This window comes from Segatella copri (assembly GCF_019127135.1).
GTDB lineage: Bacteria > Bacteroidota > Bacteroidia > Bacteroidales > Bacteroidaceae > Prevotella.
Window position 1 is genome coordinate 20312 of the sequence record NZ_JAHOEA010000022.1, and the last position, 21356, is coordinate 41667.

Genomic DNA, 21356 nt, shown 5'->3' on the forward strand with positions numbered 1-21356 from the left:
CTTCGGGGGCTTCGAGAGCTGGTAGATTAGTTTAATTTTGTAACATAGTTTTAATACAAATGAAACAAGTAATTCAAATCCGTTGCAAAAATAATAAAAAATCTCAGAAAGTAGAAATCGGAAGCACACTTTTTGATATTTTTTCAGCATTTGACCTCAAAATGACCCACGGACCGGTGTCTGCAAGGGTAAATAACAAGGTTGAAGGCATGCATTATCGTGTTTATAATTCTAAAGATGTAGAATTTCTTGATATGACTTCTTCATCCGGTTCACGTGCATATACCCGTACCCTCTTCTTTGTTCTCTGCAAGGCGGTACAGGACATTTATCCTGCTACAGATGTGGTGATTGACATTCCCGTATCGAATGGTTTCTACGTAGATATTCGCCTGGGCAGACCTGTTGTTGATGAAGATGTGAACATTATTCGCCGTCGCATGCAGGAGATTATCGATGCCAGGATGCCGATACGCCGGTTCACCGTGCCTACCGAAGAGGCTGTTGCGCTGTTCCAGGAGAAAGGGGATGTTGAGAAGGTGAAACTGCTCAAGACATCGGGCTCTATCTATACTACCTATTATAAAATAGGTGATTATGTAGATTATTACTACGGCACGCTGCTCACCAATACCTCGCAGCTTTATCTCTTCGGACTGGAGAAATATTATGATGGCATGCTCCTGCGCATTCCTTCGCTCAAGAACCCGGATGTGCTGGGCGAAATGACCCGACAGGACAAGATGTTTGAGATATTCAAGGAGCATCATCGCTGGCAGAGTATCCTGGGCATCAGAACCATAGGTGATTTTAACCAGGCGATAGATGCCAATCATGCTACCGATATCATCAATATCAGCGAGGCGCTGCAGGAGAAGAAAATTGCCAAGATTGCTGAGGAGATAGCCAGCCGCAAGGGGGTGAAACTGGTACTGCTGGCAGGTCCTTCTTCTTCGGGCAAGACCACTTCGTGCAAGCGCCTGAGCATACAGCTTGCCGTAAACGGACTGAAACCGCTCCAGATTTCGCTCGATGATTATTTCGTAGATAGGGAGAAAACGCCGAAGGATGCTTCGGGCGAATATGATTATGAGAGCATTTATGCCCTGGATCTCGATTTGATCAACGAGCAGTTCAACGCCCTCTTCCGTGGTGAGGAGGTAGAATTGCCGAAGTATGATTTCCAGAGCGGAAAGAGTAAAAAGAGCGGCAACAGGTTGAAGATGACCGATAACAATGTGCTGGTGGTAGAGGGTATTCATGCATTAAACCCTGAACTGACGGCCCACATCCCACAGGAGCAGATATTCAGAGTATATGCTTCGGCGCTGACCACGATTCTTCTGGATAATCACAATTATATCCCGACAACAGACAACCGTTTGCTCCGCCGTATCATCCGCGATAACAAATATCGTGGTGTCTCTGCCCAGGAAACCATTCATCGCTGGCCTTCGGTAAGGGCAGGTGAGAACAAGTGGATATTCCCGTTCCAGGAGAATGCCGATGCGATGCTCAATACGGCGATGCTTTATGAACTGGCTGTAATCAAGATGCAGGCAGAGCCGCTGCTGCAGCAGGTTCCGGAGAATTGCGAGGAATATGCTGAGGCTTACCGGTTGCTTAAGTTCCTGAAATACTTCAAGGGTATACCTTATAATAATCTGCCGCCTACTTCGCTTCTGCGAGAGTTCCTGGGGGGCAGCTCATTCCATTATTAAAGGGTAGCTTATCAAAAAAGTCCAAAGATAGTTTTCAAACCAGATTTCTTTCTTTGGACTTTTTCTTTAAAGGCTATGGCTCTATTATTGGGTATTGTAATTTGATGTTTGGCTTATCCTCTTTGTCGATAAGATATGCGACATTCCATCTTTGCATCACATTTGTAAAGTTCTGTTCTATATGGATGGATAGAATTTTGCAACTTTCTGTTGACGTCAAGGAACTCTCTAGTTTGGCTATCCCATGTGTTGATTCTCCTTGTATGTAGATTAGCGTGTATTTTAGAAAGTTCACTTCTGGTAGTTCTATTTTTGTGTCAGGTTTTGCGCTACTTACACAATTCTTGAAATACTTTTCAAAGTCATCTTTCGTATTTATGGTAAGGATCTGATTATCTGGAGTCTCTATCATCACATCGGTAGGAATCTCATACTTTCTATATGACGCAGTATTTTCATCGTTGTTAGAACAACCTGCCATTAATGTTAAAATGCAGCTTAATATTGCTGATATTATTGTACTTCTCATAATCTTTTTCATACGTTTGACATTTTTGTTAATAATTAAATTATGGGTGCAAATATACAAGATTAATTTAAAACGAACTTTGTCTTATGTAACAAAAACTTTTCCTATTTTATCGTCTGTGCGCTTGACGATACGATTTTTGTTCTAAAAGAGCGCACTTATAATAATATGCCGCCTACTTTGCTTCTGCGAGAGTTCCTGGGAGGTAGTTCGTTCCATTATTAAAGGTTTTATCTTTCGGAGATAAGTTGGCTGTTTGAGTAGGACAGCCAACTGGCAGAAGCCGGACAGCCGACTAGCGCCTTATCCGCTAGTCGGCTGTTTGTCTTTAACAGTCCTCGGAAATGGGTTTATCTGATTTCCTTTTAGGCATCTGATTTTCTTTTTTATGCAATAGACGAAAAACTCTTCACTCTTCACCAAATGCTCCGAAACCTCTGTGTTTATCGGCATTCCGAGGGGTGAAGAGTGTTCGGGCACTCTTCACCCACTCTTCACCACTCTTCACCACTCTTCACCTTCTGTTGTAGCGGTCTTGTACCTCTTTTTAATTGCACTTTCTTAAGTTTTGCCCCACACGCCCTGAAGGGGCAGAAACTCCTAGCCCAGGGCATCGCCCTGGGTAATTACGGACGCAACCCTGTCGCCCTGTAAGGGCAAAAGCTTTAAAACTCCAGGCAAAACATAAAGCTTTTGCCCTTACAGGGCGCCTTGCTGATTGCTATTATACCCAGGGCGATGCCCTGGGCTAGGAGCTTTTGGGCCTTCAGCCCGTTCTTGACCATACTAAAGAGATTCTAGTCTTTTTTATGTCTGTCGGTGAAGAGTGGTGAAGAGTGGGTGAAGAGATACAAATAACTCTTCACCCCTCGGAATGCCGATAAACACAGGGGTTTCGGGCCGAAAGGTGAAGAGTGAAGAGTATTTCAGAGTAGAGTTGCTATACTTTTTATATAGCGTACGAATTTATAAAGCCTGTGGCTTAGAGCTTGCTGCCATAGCACAAGTCGCCGGCGTCGCCGAAGCCTGGCACGATGTACTTATGCTCGTTCAACCCCTCATCAATAGAGGCACACCAGATGGTAGTCTTGTCCTCTGGGAAGGTTTTCTTGATGTGCTCAATGCCCTCAGGTGCAGCGAGAACACAGGCAATGTGGATATGTTTAGGATTGCCCTTGGTGAGAAAAGCCTTCATACCCATCTCCATGCTGATACCTGTGGCAAGCATAGGGTCGGCAATGATGAGCACCTTATCAGTAAGATCAGGTGTGGCGAGGTATTCGATATGTACGCCCACCTCAGTATGCTCCTTGTTGGTATACTCGCGATAGGCACTCACAAAGGCATTGCCAGAGTGGTCGAAAATATTGAGGAAACCTTCGTGGAAAGGAAGTCCGGCACGGAATATAGTACCGATGACAATCTTTTCGGTAGGAAGATTAACCTGGGCCACACCGAGCGGTGTAGTCACCTCAGTCTTTTCGTAATTAAGAGTCTTTGATATTTCAAAGGCTTCATACTCACCGATTCTCATAATGTTGTTGCGGAAGAGCAGTCGGTTCTTTTGATAATCGCAGTCACGCATCTCTGCCAGATAGCGGTTGATGATGCAATTGTGCTCGCTTAAATTATTTATCTTCATATAGTTGTAGTTTTTCTGCAAAGATATAACAAATCTCGGAAACGGCAAAATGTTTGGGCAATTATTTTCTCTCTGGAGGAATGAAAGAACATGTTACTATCTTATTTTTCCTTCAAATATCCTCTTATATATAAATAGGTGTAAATCTCTGCTTGTTTTTCTCTAAGCAGAGATTTTTTGCAAAGTCAACGTGGCAAATGTCGGTCGAATCGGCTTTTTTTTAAGTTCTTTAACCTAAAAAGCTTTTAAAAAGAAAGAATAATACCTAAGAATCTTTGCTATAAAACATATTTTTCGTAACTTTGCGGCGGTTTTGGGAGAATGATGATTTCTTCTGTCAACCAAGGTAAAAAGAAATTATTCACAACTTAAATACATTTAAAATAAAATGGCAAAGTTTGATAAGTCAGTTTTAGCAAAGTACGGAATCACAGGTACAACTGAGGTTCTCTACAATCCTTCTTATGAGGTATTGTTCAATGAGGAGACTAAGGAAGGTCTCGAGGGTTTTGAGGTTGGTCAGGAGACTGAGCTCGGTGCAGTTAACGTAATGACTGGTATTTACACTGGTCGTTCTCCTAAAGACAAGTTCATCGTTGACGATGCTACATCTCACGACACAGTATGGTGGGATTCTGAGGAGTATCACAACGATAACCACAAGGCAACTCCAGAGGCATGGAACGCCGTTAAGGAGATCGCTAAGAAGGAGCTTTCTAACAAGAAGTTGTTCGTAGTAGATGGTTTCTGCGGTACACACAAGGATACACGTATGAAGGTACGTTTCATCGTTGAGGTAGCATGGCAGGCACACTTCGTAACAAATATGTTCATCCGTCCTCAGAACGAGGCTGAGTTCGATCAGGAGCCAGACTTCATCGTTTACAATGCTTCTAAGGCAAAGGTTGAGAACTGGAAGGAGTTGGGTCTCCACTCAGAGACAGCCGTTGTATTCAACGTAACTTCTAAGGAGCAGGTTATCATCAACACATGGTATGGTGGTGAGATGAAGAAGGGTATGTTCTCTATGATGAACTACTTCTTGCCATTGAAGGGTATGGCTTCTATGCACTGCTCTGCCAACACAGATATGAACGGTGAGAATACAGCTATCTTCTTCGGTCTTTCTGGTACAGGTAAGACTACATTGTCAACAGACCCTAAGCGTAAGTTGATCGGTGACGATGAGCACGGATGGGACGACGAGGGTGTGTTCAACTTCGAAGGTGGTTGCTACGCTAAGGTTATCAACCTCGACAAGGAGTCTGAGCCAGATATCTACGGCGCTATCACACGTGACGCTCTCCTCGAGAACGTAACTGTAGCTAAGGATGGTAAGATTGACTTCGCAGATAAGACTGTTACCGAGAATACTCGTGTATCTTATCCTATCTACCACATCAAGAACATCCAGCGTCCATTCTCTCAGGGTCCAGCTGCTAAGCAGGTTATCTTCCTCTCAGCAGATGCATTCGGTGTATTGCCACCAGTATCTATCTTGAACGCTGAGCAGACTAAGTACTACTTCCTCTCTGGCTTCACAGCTAAGTTGGCTGGTACAGAGCGCGGTATCACCGAGCCTACTCCAACATTCTCTGCTTGCTTCGGTCAGGCATTCTTGGAGTTGCACCCAACTAAGTACGCTGAGGAGTTGGTAAAGAAGATGCAGAAGTCTGGTGCTAAGGCATACTTGGTTAACACAGGTTGGAACGGTACAGGCAAGCGTATCTCTATCCGCGATACACGTGGTATCATCGACGCTATCCTCGATCACTCAATCGACGCAGCTCCTACAAAGACTATCCCATTCTTCAACTTCGTAGTTCCTACACAGTTGGAAGGCGTAGATCCTAAGATCCTCGATCCACGTGATACATACGCTGAGGCTTCTCAGTGGGAGGAGAAGGCTAAGGATTTGGCTGCTCGTTTCATCAAGAACTTCAAGAAGTATGAGACAAACGAGGCTGGTAAGGCTCTCGTTGCTGCTGGTCCACAGCTCTAATTCGACGTTTCGAATTTATACTAAATATGGAATCCCGTTTCTCGCAAGAGAAGCGGGATTTCTTCGTTTTTACGCCTCGAAATCACTAAAAAACTTAAAAAATGCGCCTAAAAATGAATAATTTGCATAATAATAAGGAGAAAAGGTCGAGTTTTTAAAGAATTCTCAGTAAATTTGCAGCTAAAAATAAAATAGGATAGAATGAAAAGGAAGTTTTTTGCTTTCATAGCGCTGATTACAGCTACGCTCTCGCTCTCTTCTTGCTTGAGCAGCGATGAAACAACAGTAGAATATACACATGATACAGCCATCACGGCTTTCTCGTTGGGTAGTCTTGACAGATATACCAAAACGAAGGCAGGTAAAGATACCTTGCTCAAGGCTAATGTGAAGGGCTCTGACTATAAATTTTACATAGATCAGGCACAACGCTTGATTTATAATGTAGATTCCTTGCCTTGTGGGGTGAGGGATACTGCCATATTGGCTATTATCAGCAGCAAGAATAGCAGCCCTATTCTCCTGATGGATATCAACAAGACAGATTCTGTCGCAGCATATTATTCAAGCTCTGATTCCATTAACTTCTCAAAGCCTCGCTTTATTAGAGTTTACAGCGGTGACTACTCTGCCTATGCCGAGTATAAGGTTACCGTAAACGTACATAAGGAGTTGCCTTATGAGTTTAAGTGGCATGAGCTGGCTCAGAACAACAGTCAGTTGGCTGCGTTCTCTGATCTGAAGGCTGTAGCTTGTGGTGATGACATCTATGTATTCGGCAAGACTGCCGAGGGTACTAAGGTGCTGAAGTCAGCCATCAATGATGGTAGCGCCTGGTCATCTATTATGATGAACGAAAGCTTAAGTAGTGACGCTTACCAGAGTGCAGTAGCGCTGGATGGCAAACTCTATATCTCAGATGGCGGCAAGGTTTATGCTTCTGCCGATGCTGCAACATGGAAATTGGTTTCTGAAAATGCAGATATCAAGCAGCTCATTGGTGCAAGCAGCAAGTATCTCTATGCTTATACAGCTACAGGTATCTCTGTTTCAAAAGATAAGGGTGCCAGCTGGAAGGCAGAGAGACTTGATACAGATGCAGCCTATTTGCCAAAACAGAATATCTCAATGAATGTGGCTGGCGTGCTTTCTGCAAAAAATGTAGAGAACGTAATGCTGCTGGGTACTCGCGACAAGGCTTTGAAAGATACGGTTGCTACCACATGGTTGCGCACGGTTGACTATGATGCAAATGAAGACGGACAGTGGAACTATCTGGAAATCGAAAAAAATAAAAGTGGAAAGATGCCTTGGCTGGATCAGGTAATTACCTGTGCTGCCGATACAGGCTTCGTTGCTTTAGGCAGCAATGGCAAATGGTATAAGAGCCAGGATGCCGGATTGACTTGGAAGCAGGATGCGATGGTTGTTCTGCCTGCTAAGTTTGCTTCTGAAGGTCGTTTCGCTTTCTGCCGTGACAAGCAACATTATTATTGGATTATCAGAAACGGATACGTATGGAGAGGACGTTTCAATATAGATGGCTGGAGCAAGGAAGATTAATCATCCTGCTTGCCTTCTTAACTCTGGGCTGTATGGCGGTTCGTGCACAGGACGATCCGCAATATCGCATGGAGATAGGCGCCGGTGTGGGGATGATGACCTATGAAGGCGACTTTAACGGAAATGTGCTTGGCGACATGCAACCTGCCGGTTTCCTGGTGGGAAGATACAATTTCGACCCCTACAAGGACTTGAAACTGAGCGTGGGCTTTGGAAAAATAAAAGGTTCTTCGGCAAATGTGGATACTTTCTATCCTGATTATGCTGAGAATCCCTATTCCTTCAATCATACGCTGGTGGATATGAATCTGGTGTTTGAGTACAACTTCTGGCCCTACGGAACAGGCAGAGACTATCGTGGAGCTCAGCGTCTGGTTCCTTATATACTGGGTGGCTTGGGAGCAACCTATGTAAAAGGTAATGAAAAAAAGGTATTTACAGCCAACGTGCCTTTAGGCATCGGCGCAAAATATAAAGTAAACGAAAGGTTGAACTTGGGATTGGCCTGGACTTTCCATTTCCCGCTTAGCGATGAACTGGATGGTGTGAAAGACCCTTACTGGGTAAAGAGCAGTGGCATTTTCAAGAATTCCGACTGCTATTCTACCATAGCCGTTTCGGTGACCTATAGTTTCAGTGCAAAATGTAGAACTTGTAATAAAGAAGAATGATGGACAACTTAGATATGAACAGGATTCCTGCGCACATCGCTATCATTATGGATGGCAATGGTCGCTGGGCAACAGAACGAGGCAAAGAACGTAGCTACGGCCATCAGGCAGGAGTAGATACAGTGCGTCGAATTACATCGGAGTGTACCCGATTGGGTGTGAAATATCTCACCCTCTATACTTTCTCTACAGAGAATTGGAACCGTCCGGCCGATGAGATTGCTGCCTTGATGGGACTGGTACTGACTTCGCTCGAAGATGAAATCTTCATGAAGAATAATGTCCGCTTCCGTGTGATTGGCGATATGAACCGCTTGCCACAACAGGTGCAGGACAAACTTCAGGAGACTATGGACCATACTGCGAAGAACGATGCTATGACTATGGTTGTGGCATTGAGCTATTCTTCACGTTGGGAAATTCTGAATGCTACAAAGAAAATGGTAAAAGAAGCATTGGAGTCAGGTTCAACCTATGAGCAGATAGAGGATAAACTGACAGAGGAGAACTTCGAGAAGCATCTTGAGACTAGTTTCATGCCAGATCCAGAACTCCTGATACGTACAGGAGGTGAACTCCGTATCAGCAACTATCTTCTTTGGCAGATAGCTTATTCTGAGTTGTATTTCTGTGATACCTTCTGGCCAGACTTCAATGAAGAAGATCTGCATAAGGCAATAGCAAGTTATCAGAACCGCCAACGTCGATTTGGAAAAACCGAGGCACAGGTGGAAGAGGAGGAGAAATAAGCAAACCTCATACAAGCATAGAAAAATCATATTATATATAATAAGGTATAAATGAATAGATTTAAAAAGATTTTCATCCTGCTGTTCGGCGTAATGGCATGCATGCAGATTCAGGCACAAGATAAAATCGTAAACCCTGATATCTCGTATGCAGGTACACCTCGTACCCTTAAGATTGGTGGTATCAATGTTTCGGGTGTTGAGGGCTACGAAGACTATGTTCTCACAGGTATCTCCGGCCTCAGTGTGGGCGACGAGATTACTGTGCCTGGCGACGAGATTACCAATGCCGTAAAGCGCTACTGGAAACATGGACTCTTCTCAAAGGTGGCTATCGCTGCCGACTCTATCGTAGGTGAGAAACTTTATCTTCATATCTATCTTGCGGTTCGTCCACGTATCTCTAATATCAACTATGTTGGTTTGAAGAAGAGCGAGCGTGAAGATATGGAGCAGAAGTTGGGTATGGTAAAGGGTACTCAGGTAACTCCGAATATGCTCGACCGTGCCAAGATCCTCGCCAAGAAGTATTTCGATGATAAGGGTTTCAAGAACGCTGATATCCAGATTAACCAGCGCGATGATGTTGCCAACAAGGGACAGGTAATCCTGGATGTTGTTGTTGACAAGAAAGAAAAAATCAAGGTACATCAGATAACAATCGATGGAAACGAACAGCTTTCTGACCGCAAGATTAAGGGTGGAGTCTTCTCGAAGGGTGCTTTTGCCAAGACTCATGAGGCTGGTAAGTTCGCCTCTTTCTTCAAGTCGAAGAAGTTTACCCCTGAGCGTTGGAAGGAAGATAAGCAGAAACTCATCGACAAATATAATGAGTATGGTTTCCGTGATGCTCAGATTCTGGAAGATAGCGTGAGCAACTTCGATGAGAAGCACGTTAATATCTACATCAAGGTAGATGAAGGTAAGAAATACTATATCCGTAACATCTCCTGGGCAGGTAATACCGTTTACTCTTCTGCTTATCTCGAAGCATTGCTCGGTATGAAGAAGGGCGATGTATATAACCAGAAGATATTGGGTAAGCGCCTGAATGAAGATGATGACGCTGTTTCTAACCTCTACTATAATAATGGTTATGTGTTCTCTCGTATCGAACCGACTGAAATCAATATTGATGGCGACTCTATCGATTTGGAGATGCGCGTAACAGAGGGACCTCAGGCTTATCTGAGTCATGTACGTATCAATGGTAATACCCGTCTTTACGAAAACGTAGTGCGTCGTGAACTTCGTACCAAGCCAGGCGACCTTTTCTCTAAGGATGCTCTGATGCGTTCGGCTCGTGAACTTGCTTCTATGGGACACTTTGATCCTGAGAAGGTTAACCCGGATGTAAAGCCTAATCCTGAAGATGGTACGGTTGATGTAAACTGGAACCTGGAGCAGAAGAGTAACGACCAGATTGAGTTCTCGCTCGGTTGGGGTCAGACGGGTGTCATCGGACGTGTGGGCTTGAAGCTCAACAACTTCTCTATGGCAAACCTCTTCAACAAAAACAAGGAGCATCGTGGTATCATGCCTATCGGTGATGGTGAGGTGCTGAGTATCGGTGCACAGACCAATGGTACCTACTACCAGAGCTATAACGTAAGCTACTCTACCAACTGGTTTGGCGGCAAGCGCCCTATCCAGTTCAGCGTAGGTGCATACTACAGTAAGAGTACCGACGTGTCAAGCAACTATTACAATAGTGCTTACATGAACAACTATTACAGTTATATGTATGGTTATGGTTCTAGTTACTATAACAACTACGAGAATTATTACGATCCAGACAAGTATATCCAGATGGTGGGTGTAAGCCTCGGTTGGGGTAAGCGCCTCCGTTGGCCGGATGATTACTTCACCTTGTCTGTACAGTTGGCTTACCAGCGCTACATGATGAAGAACTGGAGCTATATGTTGATGACCAACGGTAATGCGAACAACTTGAACTTGACCATCGCATTGAACCGAACATCAACCGATAACCAACTCTTCCCACGTCGTGGTTCAGAGTTTGAGGCAAGTGTCAACCTTACTCCACCATGGAGTGCGTTCGACAACAAGGACTACAAGAATCTTGCCAACGATTCTAAGTCGCCAACCTATTCTGCAGAGCAGCAGGAGAAGTACAGATGGATTGAATACCATAAGTGGAAGTTCAAGGCAAAGACTTATACTGCACTCACAGAGGGTCAGAAGTGCTTCGTATTGATGACCCGTGTAGAACTCGGTTTGCTCGGTTCTTATAACAAGTATAAGAAGAGTCCGTTCGAGACCTATTATGTGGGTGGTGACGGTATGAGTGGATACTCATCATATTATGGTGAGGAAACAATCGGACTCCGCGGTTATGAGAATGGTTCTGTATCTTACAGTCCTACAACCGGTTACTATGCTTATGCATACGACCGCTTCTCATTGGAGCTTCGCTATCCATTCCTCTTAGGTAATACAACTATTTACGGTTTGACCTTCGTAGAGGCTGGTAACGCCTGGTATGAAACCAAGAAGTTCAACCCATTCAGCATGAAGCGTAGTGCCGGTGTCGGTGTACGTATCTTCTTGCCTATGGTTGGTCTGATGGGTATTGACTGGGCCTACGGTTTCGATACTGTATGGAATGGTAGCTCATATAAGAAGGGTGGAAGTCAGTTCCACTTCATCTTAGGTCAGGAATTCTAAAAATGGGTTTTATGAAGAAAATAGTATTGATGCTGATGATGGCTGTAGCAGCCATCTCAGCACATGCACAGAAATATGCATTGATAGATATGGAGTACATCTTGAAGAATGTACCCGCTTATGAGCGTGCCAACGAGCAGCTGAATCAGGTAAGCCGCAAATGGCAGGCTGAGGTAGAAGCTCTTAACACAGAGGCAAGCACCATGTATAAGAACTATCAGAACGAGGTAGTGTTCCTTTCCCAGGAGCAGAAGAAGGCTAAGCAGGATGCCATCATGCAGAAAGAGAAGGAGGCTAGCGATTTGAAGAAAAAATATTTTGGTGCAGAAGGCGACCTTTATAAGATGCGTGAGGCATTGATGGGACCTATTCAGGAAGAGATTTATACAGCCGTAAAAGAGATTTCAGACCTGCGCGGATATTCGCTTGTTCTCGATAGAGCTAGCAACAGCGGCATCATCTTTGGCTCTCCTAAGATAGATATTAGCAACGAAGTGCTCCAAAAATTAGGTTATTCCAAATAATAATTGTATATTTGCAGCCGGTAAGTACATGTGCCAATGGTTGGCGGCATGAAAACTTCATTTAGAAATTAATAATTAAAAAGAATAGAACAATGAAAAAGCTTATTTTAATGTTGATGCTCTGTGCACCAATGACTATGATGGCTCAGAAGTTTGGTAAAGTAAATACTCAGCAGATTATGCAGTCTTTGCCAGATGTAGCTAAGGCTAATGGCGAGATGGAAGCTCTCCAGAAGCAGAAGGAGAATGACTTGAAGTCTATGCAGGATGAGTTCCAGCGTAAGGCTGACGAGTATCAGAAGGGCTCCAGCACAATGAACGCTACAGCAAAGCAGCAGAAGGAAACTGAGTTGCAGACTCTTCAGCAGAAAATTCAGCAGGCTTACCAGGATGGTCAGCAGGAGTTGCAGAAGAAGAGCAGCGAACTCATGCAGCCTATCGTAGCAAAGGTACGTACAGCTATCGAGGCTGTAGGTAAGGCAGGCAACTATACCTTTATCTTCGAGGATGGTGCAGCTGTATATACTGGTACTAACGTAGTAGACGTTACTAAGGAAGTACAGGCTAAGATTAAGTAATCAAGGCAAGAAAAATCAGATAGATTGAGGGCAGGCAGAAGTGCTTGCCCTTATTTCTCATTTTAAATTTTGAGATATTAATAAAGTATTCATTATAAACGGTATCACTCATCATGAAAAAGAATCTCTTATTCTTGGCTTTTGCTCTCTGCTCTTTGACAGCTTCAGCCCAGCAAGCAATGCCTGCGACAGAGGCTCAGCAGCAACAGGTTGCTGCACCGGCTCCTTTGCGTTTTGGCTACTTTAGTTTTGATAAGGTTTTTCATACTATGCCTGGTTACGCTATAGCCAAGCATAATATGAATGAACTCCGTGAGAAATACGATGCAGAAACGAAACGTGTAGAAACAGAGTTTAATGCTAAGTATGAGGAATTTCTTGATGGACAGCGCACTTATGCCAAAACAATCCTGGAGAAGCGTCAGGCAGAATTGCGTGAATTAATGGAGAAGAATATTGCCTTTAAGGCTGAGGCAACCCGCCTTTTGCAGCAAGCAGAGAATGATGCTTATGCTCCGCTTAAAGCAAAAATAAACGAGGAAGCCAAAAAGATTGGCAAGCAGAAGGGCTTTGCCTTTATTCTCAATACAGACAATAATGCAGCTCCTTATCTCAACGAAGAGATGGGGGAGGATATTACAGCTTTGCTGGAGGAGACTTTAAAATGATGTTGCCTTCTAATCCCGGACCAATTGGTGTCTTTGATTCTGGTTATGGCGGACTGACAATCCTGCATGGATTGCGCCAGACGATGCCTCAGTATGATTATATGTACTTGGGTGATAATGCTCGTGCTCCTTATGGTTCGCGTTCGTTTGAGGTGGTTTATAAGTTCACACGTCAGGCTGTGCTTAAACTTTTCTCTATGGGGTGTCATCTCGTTATCCTGGGATGTAATACGGCTTCGGCTAAGGCTCTCCGTTCATTACAGCAGCGCGATATTCCTGAGTTGGATCCCAGCAGAAGAGTTCTGGGTATTATCCGTCCTACAGCTGAAGTGATTGGTACTATTACCAAGAGTAATCACGTGGGACTTCTGGCTACAGAAGGTACTATTAAAAGCCAAAGTTATAATATGGAAATTTCGAAACTTTGGCCGGAGATTCAGGTGAGTGGCGTGGCTTGTCCGCTTTGGGCTGCCATCGTAGAAGCTAATGAAGCAGATAGTCCGGGAGCTGATTATTTCGTAAAGAAACGCATCGACCAGCTGATGTTGAAGGACGCTGATATTGATACCATTATTTTGGGTTGCACGCATTATCCGCTTCTCATGAGTAGCATTGTGAAGAATCTTCCTGATGGCGTAAGAGTGGTTCCGCAAGGACAATATGTAGCAAATAGTCTGAAAGATTATCTGAAACGCCATCCGCAGATGGAACAGATGATTACCAAAACAGGCTCTTGCCGATATCTCACAACAGAGAGTGAGGATAAATTCAAGGAATCTGCACAGATTTTCCTTCATGAACAAGTGGAGGTTACACATGTAGATCTTGAATAGTTTATAGTTAATAATTTATAGTTAATAGTTATGCAAGAAACAAGACAAAACCGTATATCAAGACTTCTCCAGAAGGAGTTGAGTCTTATCTTCCAGTCACAAACTCGCATGATGCATGGTGTGATGGTAAGTGTTACTAAGGTTAGAGTAAGTCCAGATCTCAGTATCTGTACTGCTTACTTGAGTGTGTTCCCTTCTGAAAAAGGAGAGGAGATTTTGAAGAATATCAATGCAAATGAGAAGACAATCCGTTTCGACTTGGGTAAAAAAGTGAGAAACCAGTTGCGTATTATTCCAGAACTTCGTTTCTTCCTTGATGATAGTCTCGATTATTTGGAGCACATTGATGAACTCTTGAAAAAGTAAAAGAGTAAAGAAGTAAAAAGACAAGGGAGTTAAGACGACAATTCTTGACTCCCTATACTGTTATATAAATAAGGTAAGATAGAATTATGAATTTCCCATTCTTTATTGCTCGCAGGTATCTTTTCTCTAAGAAGAGTACGCACGTTATCAACGTCATCAGTTCTATTTCTGTAATAGGTGTGGCGGTAGCTACGATGGCTCTGGTCATCGTTCTGAGTGTTTTTAACGGCTTCCATGACCTGGTAGCTTCACTCTTTACGAGTTTTGATCCACAACTCAAGGTTGTGCCTGTTGAGGGAAAGACTGCACCTGCAGATGATCCTATTCTTACTAAGATTCGTCTTTTGCCGCAGGTGGATGTTGCGACAGAAACCGTGGAAGATCAAGCTCTTGCAATCTATAATGATCATCAGGCAATGGTGAAAATCAAGGGTGTAGATGATAATTTTGCAGAACTTTCTCATATTACAGATATTTTATATGGTGATGGCTCCTTCTCCTTGCATGCTGCCAATCTGGAATATGGAACCGTAGGTATTCGTCTTGCCCAGAACTTAGGTATAGGAGCACAATGGGATGGTTTCCTGAAAATCTATGCTCCTAAAAAAGAGGGACAGCTGGATATGACTAACCCTGGTGATGGCTTTGTAGCTGACTCGCTCAACTCTCCTGGAGTGCTTTTTGCCGTTAAACAGGCAAAGTATGATAAAAACTACATCATCACTTCTATCTCATTTGCCCGTAATCTCTTTGGTCAGCAAGGTATGCTCTCTGATTTGGAGATACGGCTGAAACCGGGTAGTAATTTGGATGCTGTAAAGGCTGAGATGCAGCAGATAGCTGGTAATAAATATAAAGTGCTTGACAGATTTGAACAACAGGAAGATACCTTTAAAATTATGTCGATAGAGAAGATGATTGCTTATATCTTCCTGACCTTTATCTTAGTTGTTGCATGTTTCAATATCATCGGGTCGCTTTCTATGCTTATTATTGATAAGAAAAATGATGTTGTGACTCTTCGTAATCTTGGAGCTAACGATAAGCAGATTACCAGGGTATTTCTTTTTGAAGGTAGAATGATAGCTGTGATAGGTGCGGTCATCGGTATCGGATTGGGCTTGCTCCTCTGCTTTTTGCAGCAGCAATATGGATTTGTACGTCTGGGAGATTCTGAAGGCTCCTTTATCGTTGATGCTTATCCTGTAAGCGTTCATTACTCAGATGTTGCCATTATTTTCGTTACAGTAATTGCTGTAGGTTGGCTTGCTGTATGGTATCCTGTAAGAGCGCTGAGTAAAAGGCTTTTGAGTTAGTGCTGAACTTTTTTTTATTAAGGAGTTAAAGGAGTTAAAGGAGTTAAGGAGTTAAGACGTATGTCTTATTGGTTTTAAATATATGCCAAAAGACTGTTGTCTTAACTCCTTAACTCCTTTATTTATTTTTTCCTGATGAGTGTAAGACCATCGCGTAGTGGTAAGATAACAACCTCTACTCTAGAATCTCTTGCTATTAAATCATTGAAAGCCCGAATGCCTTGAGTCTGGTGGTCTCGGTCGTAGGCTGGATCGATGACGTGACCATCCCAAAGAGTATTGTCTGCAAGGATGTAGCCTCCAGGGTTCAGGATGCTCATAACCATTTCATATGTTTCTATATAGGTACGTTTATCTCCATCAACAAAAGCCATATCAAATTTTACACCTAATTGGGGCGCTTCTACGTTGGCATCACCGATGCGGAAGTCAATCTTATCGGCAACATTCGACCCTTCTATCCAGGGACGGGTAAAATCTTCCATCTCATCATTGATCTCGAAAGTATAGAGTTTTCCACCTTCCTGCAATCCCTGGGCCAGGCAGATGGCACTATATCCACTAAAAGTGCCTACTTCCAGAATGTTCTTCGGGCGAATCATCTCTACAAGCATTTTGAGAAGCCTGCCCTGAATATGGCCGCTAGCCATACGTCCATGGATAGTATGTATATTGGTGGCGCGGTAAAGACGATACAGATAATCGCCTTCAGGCTCTATATGCTGGCAGATATATTTATCTATGAGTTCAGTCTCAGTCATAATCTTATGGATTTAGAGAGTAGTGGAAATCTTACTCTTCTGTTTCTTTCTGTGCTAAGATTCCAGAAATGGCAAGTTCGTAAGAAGCCAGACCGAAACCACAGATTACGCCCAGGCAAGCACAGGAAATATATGAATGATGGCGGAACTCTTCACGTTTATGTACATTGGAAATATGTACTTCAACGCAAGGGCATTTCAAACTGCGAATACAATCCTGCAAGGCGATGCTGGTATGAGTATAAGCACCAGCATTGAGTACTACACCATCATAGGAAAAACCTACTTCCTGCAGTTTGTTGATTAACTCGCCTTCAATGTTGCTCTGAAAGTACTCTATCTCAATATCAGGGAATTTCGCTTTCAGTTTGGGCAGATAACTCTCGAAAGAATTGCTGCCATAAATACCTGGTTCTCTTACACCAAGAAGGTTCAAGTTTGGACCATTAATAATTTGTATCTTCATATTTACTTGATTTTTAATCGTAATCCATATTTTTTTCGTATCTTTGCGGCAGAGATCTTTTGTACTCTCCTGTCTTATGCAAAGACGATGCAAAGATACAATAAATTAAGGAAACTGACAAAAAATGAGGAATGAAATTATAAAGAACTATATGAGATACCTCAAGTTGGGGCGTAATTTCTCCAAAAATACGTTGGATGCCTATTATCATGACTTGAATTTTCTCTTGGAGTATGCAGATAAGAATAATTTGGTGCTGACGGAAATAAAATTGGAAGACTTGGAGAATTTTTCTGCAAGTTTGCATGATCGTGGCGTTTCTGCTCGTTCACAAGCTCGGATTTTGAGCGGAATCCGTTCTTTCTACCGGTATCTGGTACTTGATGATTATATAAAAGACGATCCGACCGAATTACTGGTTTCTCCCCAAATAGGAAAGCATTTGCCGGAATATTTATCTGTAGAAGAGGTTGACATGCTTGAAGGGGCTATTGATTTGGAAAAATGGGAGGGACAGCGTAATAAGGCGATTATAGAAACTCTGTTCTCATGTGGCCTTCGCGTTTCGGAACTTGTGAATCTAAAGAAAAGCGATGTGTTTGAAGAAGAAAAGTTTATTAGGATCATAGGTAAAGGTAACAAGGAACGCATAGTTCCTATTTCAGGCAAAGCTCTGAAAGAAATCAATCTTTGGTATATAGACCGGAATCTGATGGCAATCAAGCCAGGTGAGGAAGACTATGTCTTCTTGAACCGTAGAGGCGCTCATCTCACGCGCAATATGATACTTATCATGATTAAAAATGCGGCTTATGAGGCAGGAATCAAGAAAACTATTTCTCCTCATACTTTGCGTCATAGTTTTGCTACAGCCTTGTTGAAGGGTGGAGCAGATTTGCGGGTAATTCAGGCCTTATTGGGGCATGAGGATATTGGAACTACAGAGATTTATACTCATCTTGAAACTTCAGATTTGCGCAGGGCTATCTTGGAACATCATCCTCGAAATATCAAATATAGTGAAGAAAATCAAGTGCTTGATTCAGATAAAACAGACAAAAGATACCCGAATAACGGATAAAGCACAAGGAATTGACGTTTTTTATATAGGAATATGACAAAATCTGAAAAAATATGAGTAACTTTGCAGCCGCAAAATAATGAATATCAATAATTAAAAGAAATAAAGTAAGAAAATATGGCATATTTGTTTTCATCAGAATCAGTTTCTGAAGGACATCCAGATAAAGTGGCTGATCAGATTTCAGATGCATTGCTTGACCAGTTTTTGGCATACGATGACCACGCTCATTGCGCCATCGAAACCTTTTGTACTACAGGTCAGGTAGTAGTCATGGGTGAGGTTCGCTCTAACGTTTATGTTGATTTGCAGACCATTGCCCGCAAGACCATCAAGAAAATCGGTTATACCAAGAGCGAATATCAGTTTGACGGCGACTCTTGTGGTGTGCTCACTGCTATCCATGAGCAGAGCGATGATATTAACCGCGGTGTAAGTCGTGAGGAGGATGATAATCAGGGTGCAGGCGACCAGGGTATGATGTTCGGTTATGCTACAACGGAAACCGAAAATTATATGCCGGTATCACTTGACTTGGCTCAGCTCATCATGCGTGTACTTGCAGATATCCGCAAGGAGGGCAAGGTGATGACTTATCTCCGTCCTGACTCTAAGAGCCAGGTTACCATCGAATATTCTGACGATAATATCCCACAGCGTATTGATACCATCGTAGTTTCTACCCAGCATGATGATTTCATCAAGAAGGCAAATGGTGAGGACGATGATGATGCTATGCTGGCAAAAATTCGTGAGGATGTAATCAATATCCTGATTCCAAGAGTAAAGACTCACCTGAGCGACAAGGTGTTGGCTCTCTTCAATGATGACATCAAGTACTTCGTAAACCCTACAGGTAAGTTCGTGATTGGGGGTCCTCATGGAGATACAGGTCTTACCGGTCGTAAGATCATTGTAGATACTTATGGAGGTAAGGGCGCTCATGGTGGTGGTGCTTTCTCTGGTAAAGATAGCAGTAAGGTTGACCGTTCTGCTGCTTATGCTGCCCGTTACATCGCAAAGAATATGGTTGCAGCTGGCGTTGCTGATGAAATGTTGGTTCAGGTAAGTTATGCCATTGGTGTTGCAGAGCCGGTTAGTATCTATGTAAATACTTACGGCAGAAGCCATGTGAATATGACGGATGGTGAGATTGCAAAGAAAATTGCTGAAATGTTTGATCTCCGTCCAAAGGCTATCGAGCGCCAGTTGAAGTTGCGCCAGCCTATGTTCCAGGAAACTGCAGCATATGGACACATGGGACGTAAGAATGAAATTGTAGAGAAGACCTTCACCAGCCGATATCATGAGGCTAAAACTGTAAAGGTGGAACTCTTTACATGGGAAAAATTAGATAAGGTAGACGAAATCAAGAAAGCTTTCGGACTTTAAGGAATGGTGCAACAGGCAGATTCGATACAAACAGAAGCCGCACTTGAGGCAGAATCGCAACCGCAAGTGCTTAGGCAACATAGCAGCCAACCCACACCCAAAGAGGTGTTGGGTTGGTTGCCTAAGAATGCTACGCCAGCTCAGCAAGACTCCATGATTAGGGCGCATATCAAGCCAAGTGAGATTCATTGGAGTGAGATGCCGGATACTTTGCACTTGCCAGGACATGAGGCAGGCAAGAGTTTTAGGGATGTAAGTTTGCCACAATATTATCGTGAGTCATTCTTTTCAAAAGATTCTCTGTTTCATCCGGAATTAAAGGGTGGACGTTTAGGAGTGGCAGGTGATCCTGTTCCCTATACTGTAGCAGGTGATAGCTTTATTACTTCATTGCTGTTGGTCTGTTTTCTCTTGGCTTGTATAGCATTCTCTAAGTCTAAGCATTTTGTTATACGCCAGGCAAAAACCTTCTTTCGTACTCCGCGTATAGGTACAACAGAGGTGACTGAGACCAGTTCTGAGGTAAGATATCAGTTCTTCTTCGTGTTGCAGACCTGTCTTTTGTTGGCAATCGGGTATTTTATTTATTCGAAAGCATCTATCAGCGATACGTTTATCGTAGACCAATATCAGGTTATCAGTATATATGCTGGTTGCATGGGAGGCTATTTCTTGTTGAAGACATTCCTTTATATGGTTTCTGGATGGGTTTTCTTTGAAAAGAAAAAAAATATACAATGGCTCAAGGCATACTTGTTCCTTATTTCATGTCAGGGAGTGCTCTTGTTTCCTATGGTGATGCTTTTGTCGTATTTCGATTTCCCATTACAAATTGCAGTTATATACACGTTGATAGTACTTGGATTAGTTAAAATATTGGCTTTTTTGAAGGCTTACATTATCTTTTTTAGAAGAAATGGCGTGTTTCTGCAAATATTTTTGTACTTTTGTGCCCTTGAAGTGGTACCCTTGTTCGCTCTTTGGGGTGGACTTGTGCTAATCAGTCATTATTTGAAAATAAACTTTTAAGACAAAATGATAAAGAAAATTTTAGTTTCTCAGCCAAAACCTGCAAGTGAGAAGTCTCCTTACTTCGATATCCAGGATCAATATGGAGTAGAATGCGTGTTCCGTCCATTCTTTAAGGTAGAGGGACTCTCTTCTAAAGAATTCCGTCAGCAGAAGATAAATTTGCTTGACTATACTGCTGTCGTATTTACATCTCGTCATGCAGTAGACAACTACTTTAAATTAGCTAAGGAGATGCGTATCACAATTCCTGAAGATATGAAATATTTTTGTGTGATAGAAACTATCGCTCTCTACATCCAAAAGTATGTGCAGTATCGCAAGCGTAAAGTGTTCTTTGGTGATACAGGTAAAATTGATGGTTTGATGGGACAGATGGCTCGCCATAAAAACGAGAAATATCTGGTACCATTAAGCAGTGTTCATAATGATGATATTGCCAACTTGCTTGATGAGAAAAAACTCAATCATACAGAATGTGTAATGTATCGTACCGTGAGCAATGATTTCTCTGAAGAGGAAATCAAGAACTTCGACTATGATATGATGCTTTTCTTTAGTCCAACAGGTGTAAAGGCTCTGAAGAAGAATTTCCCTAACTTTGAACAAGGGAATATCGCTGTTGGTGCTTTTGGACCTGCTACAGCCAAGACTGCAACAGATGAAGGCTTACGTCTTGATTTGGAGGCTCCTAATAAAGCTTTTCCATCTATGACTGGTGCCTTGGCTGATTATCTGAAACGTCACAATAAATAGGAAATATTTAATAGTATATAT

The 21356-nt window shown here is 42.8% G+C and carries 20 protein-coding genes; 16 read left to right on the plus strand and 4 right to left on the minus strand.

The window, feature by feature from the left end; translation table 11 throughout:
- The first annotated feature begins 59 nt into the window (after window positions 1-59).
- Entirely contained in the window at window positions 60-1721 is a 1662-nt protein-coding gene (locus tag KSW37_RS07545; protein ID WP_217313880.1) for a nucleoside kinase, read from the plus strand.
- A gap of 73 nt (window positions 1722-1794) precedes the next feature.
- On the opposite strand, the gene KSW37_RS07550 is transcribed toward KSW37_RS07545, so the two are convergent.
- Together KSW37_RS07550 and upp are read right to left on the minus strand one after the other, a co-directional pair.
- Entirely contained in the window at window positions 1795-2250 is a 456-nt protein-coding gene (locus tag KSW37_RS07550) for a hypothetical protein (protein WP_217313881.1), read from the minus strand.
- Between the two features lie 982 nt (window positions 2251-3232).
- Complete coding sequence (gene upp, locus KSW37_RS07555) at window positions 3233-3892, minus strand: uracil phosphoribosyltransferase (protein WP_022121512.1); 660 nt, start codon at window positions 3890-3892, stop codon at window positions 3233-3235.
- A 388-nt stretch (window positions 3893-4280) separates the two neighbouring features.
- Between upp and pckA the strand changes: the two genes are divergently transcribed.
- From pckA to KSW37_RS07610, 11 genes are all read left to right on the plus strand, one after another.
- A complete protein-coding gene (pckA, locus tag KSW37_RS07560; RefSeq protein ID WP_022121513.1) occupies window positions 4281-5894 on the plus strand; it encodes a phosphoenolpyruvate carboxykinase (ATP) in 1614 nt (537 codons plus the stop codon).
- Between the two features lie 201 nt (window positions 5895-6095).
- Complete coding sequence (locus tag KSW37_RS07565; protein ID WP_217313882.1) at window positions 6096-7457, plus strand: DUF6242 domain-containing protein; 1362 nt, start codon at window positions 6096-6098, stop codon at window positions 7455-7457.
- A complete protein-coding gene (locus tag KSW37_RS07570) occupies window positions 7412-8128 on the plus strand; it encodes a DUF6089 family protein (protein WP_217313883.1) in 717 nt (238 codons plus the stop codon). The genes KSW37_RS07565 and KSW37_RS07570 overlap by 46 nt, the downstream gene beginning before the upstream one ends.
- Window positions 8125-8877, plus strand: coding sequence for an isoprenyl transferase (locus KSW37_RS07575; RefSeq protein ID WP_217313884.1), 753 nt, complete (start codon window positions 8125-8127; stop codon window positions 8875-8877). Before KSW37_RS07570 ends, KSW37_RS07575 begins: the two co-directional genes overlap by 4 nt.
- 51 nt (window positions 8878-8928) lie before the next feature.
- Window positions 8929-11565, plus strand: coding sequence for a BamA/OMP85 family outer membrane protein (locus KSW37_RS07580; protein ID WP_217313885.1), 2637 nt, complete (start codon window positions 8929-8931; stop codon window positions 11563-11565).
- Between the two features lie 11 nt (window positions 11566-11576).
- Window positions 11577-12089, plus strand: a complete 513-nt coding sequence (locus KSW37_RS07585) for an OmpH family outer membrane protein (protein WP_022121518.1) — start codon at window positions 11577-11579, stop codon at window positions 12087-12089.
- Window positions 12090-12181: 92 nt separating this feature from the next.
- Window positions 12182-12667, plus strand: coding sequence for an OmpH family outer membrane protein (locus KSW37_RS07590; RefSeq protein ID WP_006848100.1), 486 nt, complete (start codon window positions 12182-12184; stop codon window positions 12665-12667).
- A 113-nt stretch (window positions 12668-12780) separates the two neighbouring features.
- Entirely contained in the window at window positions 12781-13335 is a 555-nt protein-coding gene (locus tag KSW37_RS07595) for an OmpH family outer membrane protein (RefSeq protein WP_217313886.1), read from the plus strand.
- Window positions 13332-14168, plus strand: coding sequence for a glutamate racemase (gene murI / locus KSW37_RS07600; protein WP_118079560.1), 837 nt, complete (start codon window positions 13332-13334; stop codon window positions 14166-14168). Before KSW37_RS07595 ends, murI begins: the two co-directional genes overlap by 4 nt.
- 30 nt (window positions 14169-14198) lie before the next feature.
- Window positions 14199-14534, plus strand: coding sequence for a 30S ribosome-binding factor RbfA (gene rbfA / locus KSW37_RS07605; protein ID WP_006848097.1), 336 nt, complete (start codon window positions 14199-14201; stop codon window positions 14532-14534).
- Between the two features lie 86 nt (window positions 14535-14620).
- Window positions 14621-15850 carry an FtsX-like permease family protein gene (locus KSW37_RS07610; RefSeq protein ID WP_217313887.1) on the plus strand — a complete coding sequence of 410 codons (1230 nt, stop codon included), beginning with the start codon at window positions 14621-14623 and terminating at the stop codon, window positions 15848-15850.
- A gap of 122 nt (window positions 15851-15972) precedes the next feature.
- Here KSW37_RS07610 and KSW37_RS07615 read toward each other — a convergent pair whose 3' ends face one another.
- Together KSW37_RS07615 and aroQ are read right to left on the minus strand one after the other, a co-directional pair.
- Window positions 15973-16611 (minus strand): O-methyltransferase, encoded by a 639-nt coding sequence (locus tag KSW37_RS07615; protein WP_118079558.1) that lies wholly within the window; start codon window positions 16609-16611, stop codon window positions 15973-15975.
- Between the two features lie 31 nt (window positions 16612-16642).
- Complete coding sequence (aroQ, locus tag KSW37_RS07620) at window positions 16643-17077, minus strand: type II 3-dehydroquinate dehydratase (protein ID WP_006848094.1); 435 nt, start codon at window positions 17075-17077, stop codon at window positions 16643-16645.
- A gap of 124 nt (window positions 17078-17201) precedes the next feature.
- On the opposite strand from aroQ, the gene xerA reads away from it, so the two are divergent.
- From xerA to KSW37_RS07640, 4 genes are all read left to right on the plus strand, one after another.
- Window positions 17202-18158, plus strand: a complete 957-nt coding sequence (gene xerA, locus KSW37_RS07625; RefSeq protein ID WP_217313888.1) for a site-specific tyrosine recombinase/integron integrase — start codon at window positions 17202-17204, stop codon at window positions 18156-18158.
- Between the two features lie 117 nt (window positions 18159-18275).
- Entirely contained in the window at window positions 18276-19550 is a 1275-nt protein-coding gene (gene metK, locus KSW37_RS07630; protein ID WP_217313889.1) for a methionine adenosyltransferase, read from the plus strand.
- Between the two features lie 3 nt (window positions 19551-19553).
- On the plus strand, window positions 19554-20579 hold the full coding sequence (locus KSW37_RS07635; protein WP_217313890.1) for a DUF4271 domain-containing protein: 1026 nt from the start codon (window positions 19554-19556) through the stop codon (window positions 20577-20579).
- 6 nt (window positions 20580-20585) lie between these two features.
- Window positions 20586-21335: a uroporphyrinogen-III synthase gene (locus KSW37_RS07640; RefSeq protein ID WP_217313891.1), complete on the plus strand. Its 750-nt coding sequence runs from the start codon at window positions 20586-20588 to the stop codon at window positions 21333-21335.
- Window positions 21336-21356 lie beyond the last annotated feature (21 nt).

Bases quoted from the DNA above. Each gene is read 5' to 3' on its own strand.
- KSW37_RS07635 (WP_217313890.1), top strand. From the start codon at position 19,554: ATGGTGCAACAGGCAGATTCGATACAAACAGAAGCCGCACTTGAGGCA.
- upp (WP_022121512.1), bottom strand. From the start codon at position 3,892: ATGAAGATAAATAATTTAAGCGAGCACAATTGCATCATCAACCGCTAT.
- murI (WP_118079560.1), top strand. From the start codon at position 13,332: ATGATGTTGCCTTCTAATCCCGGACCAATTGGTGTCTTTGATTCTGGT.
- KSW37_RS07575 (WP_217313884.1), top strand. From the start codon at position 8,125: ATGATGGACAACTTAGATATGAACAGGATTCCTGCGCACATCGCTATC.
- KSW37_RS07615 (WP_118079558.1), bottom strand. From the start codon at position 16,611: ATGACTGAGACTGAACTCATAGATAAATATATCTGCCAGCATATAGAG.
- KSW37_RS07610 (WP_217313887.1), top strand. From the start codon at position 14,621: ATGAATTTCCCATTCTTTATTGCTCGCAGGTATCTTTTCTCTAAGAAG.
- KSW37_RS07550 (WP_217313881.1), bottom strand. From the start codon at position 2,250: ATGAGAAGTACAATAATATCAGCAATATTAAGCTGCATTTTAACATTA.
- KSW37_RS07545 (WP_217313880.1), top strand. From the start codon at position 60: ATGAAACAAGTAATTCAAATCCGTTGCAAAAATAATAAAAAATCTCAG.
- KSW37_RS07595 (WP_217313886.1), top strand. From the start codon at position 12,781: ATGAAAAAGAATCTCTTATTCTTGGCTTTTGCTCTCTGCTCTTTGACA.
- rbfA (WP_006848097.1), top strand. From the start codon at position 14,199: ATGCAAGAAACAAGACAAAACCGTATATCAAGACTTCTCCAGAAGGAG.
- KSW37_RS07590 (WP_006848100.1), top strand. From the start codon at position 12,182: ATGAAAAAGCTTATTTTAATGTTGATGCTCTGTGCACCAATGACTATG.
- metK (WP_217313889.1), top strand. From the start codon at position 18,276: ATGGCATATTTGTTTTCATCAGAATCAGTTTCTGAAGGACATCCAGAT.
- KSW37_RS07640 (WP_217313891.1), top strand. From the start codon at position 20,586: ATGATAAAGAAAATTTTAGTTTCTCAGCCAAAACCTGCAAGTGAGAAG.
- KSW37_RS07565 (WP_217313882.1), top strand. From the start codon at position 6,096: ATGAAAAGGAAGTTTTTTGCTTTCATAGCGCTGATTACAGCTACGCTC.
- pckA (WP_022121513.1), top strand. From the start codon at position 4,281: ATGGCAAAGTTTGATAAGTCAGTTTTAGCAAAGTACGGAATCACAGGT.
- aroQ (WP_006848094.1), bottom strand. From the start codon at position 17,077: ATGAAGATACAAATTATTAATGGTCCAAACTTGAACCTTCTTGGTGTA.
- KSW37_RS07580 (WP_217313885.1), top strand. From the start codon at position 8,929: ATGAATAGATTTAAAAAGATTTTCATCCTGCTGTTCGGCGTAATGGCA.
- xerA (WP_217313888.1), top strand. From the start codon at position 17,202: ATGAGGAATGAAATTATAAAGAACTATATGAGATACCTCAAGTTGGGG.
- KSW37_RS07570 (WP_217313883.1), top strand. From the start codon at position 7,412: ATGGAGAGGACGTTTCAATATAGATGGCTGGAGCAAGGAAGATTAATC.
- KSW37_RS07585 (WP_022121518.1), top strand. From the start codon at position 11,577: ATGAAGAAAATAGTATTGATGCTGATGATGGCTGTAGCAGCCATCTCA.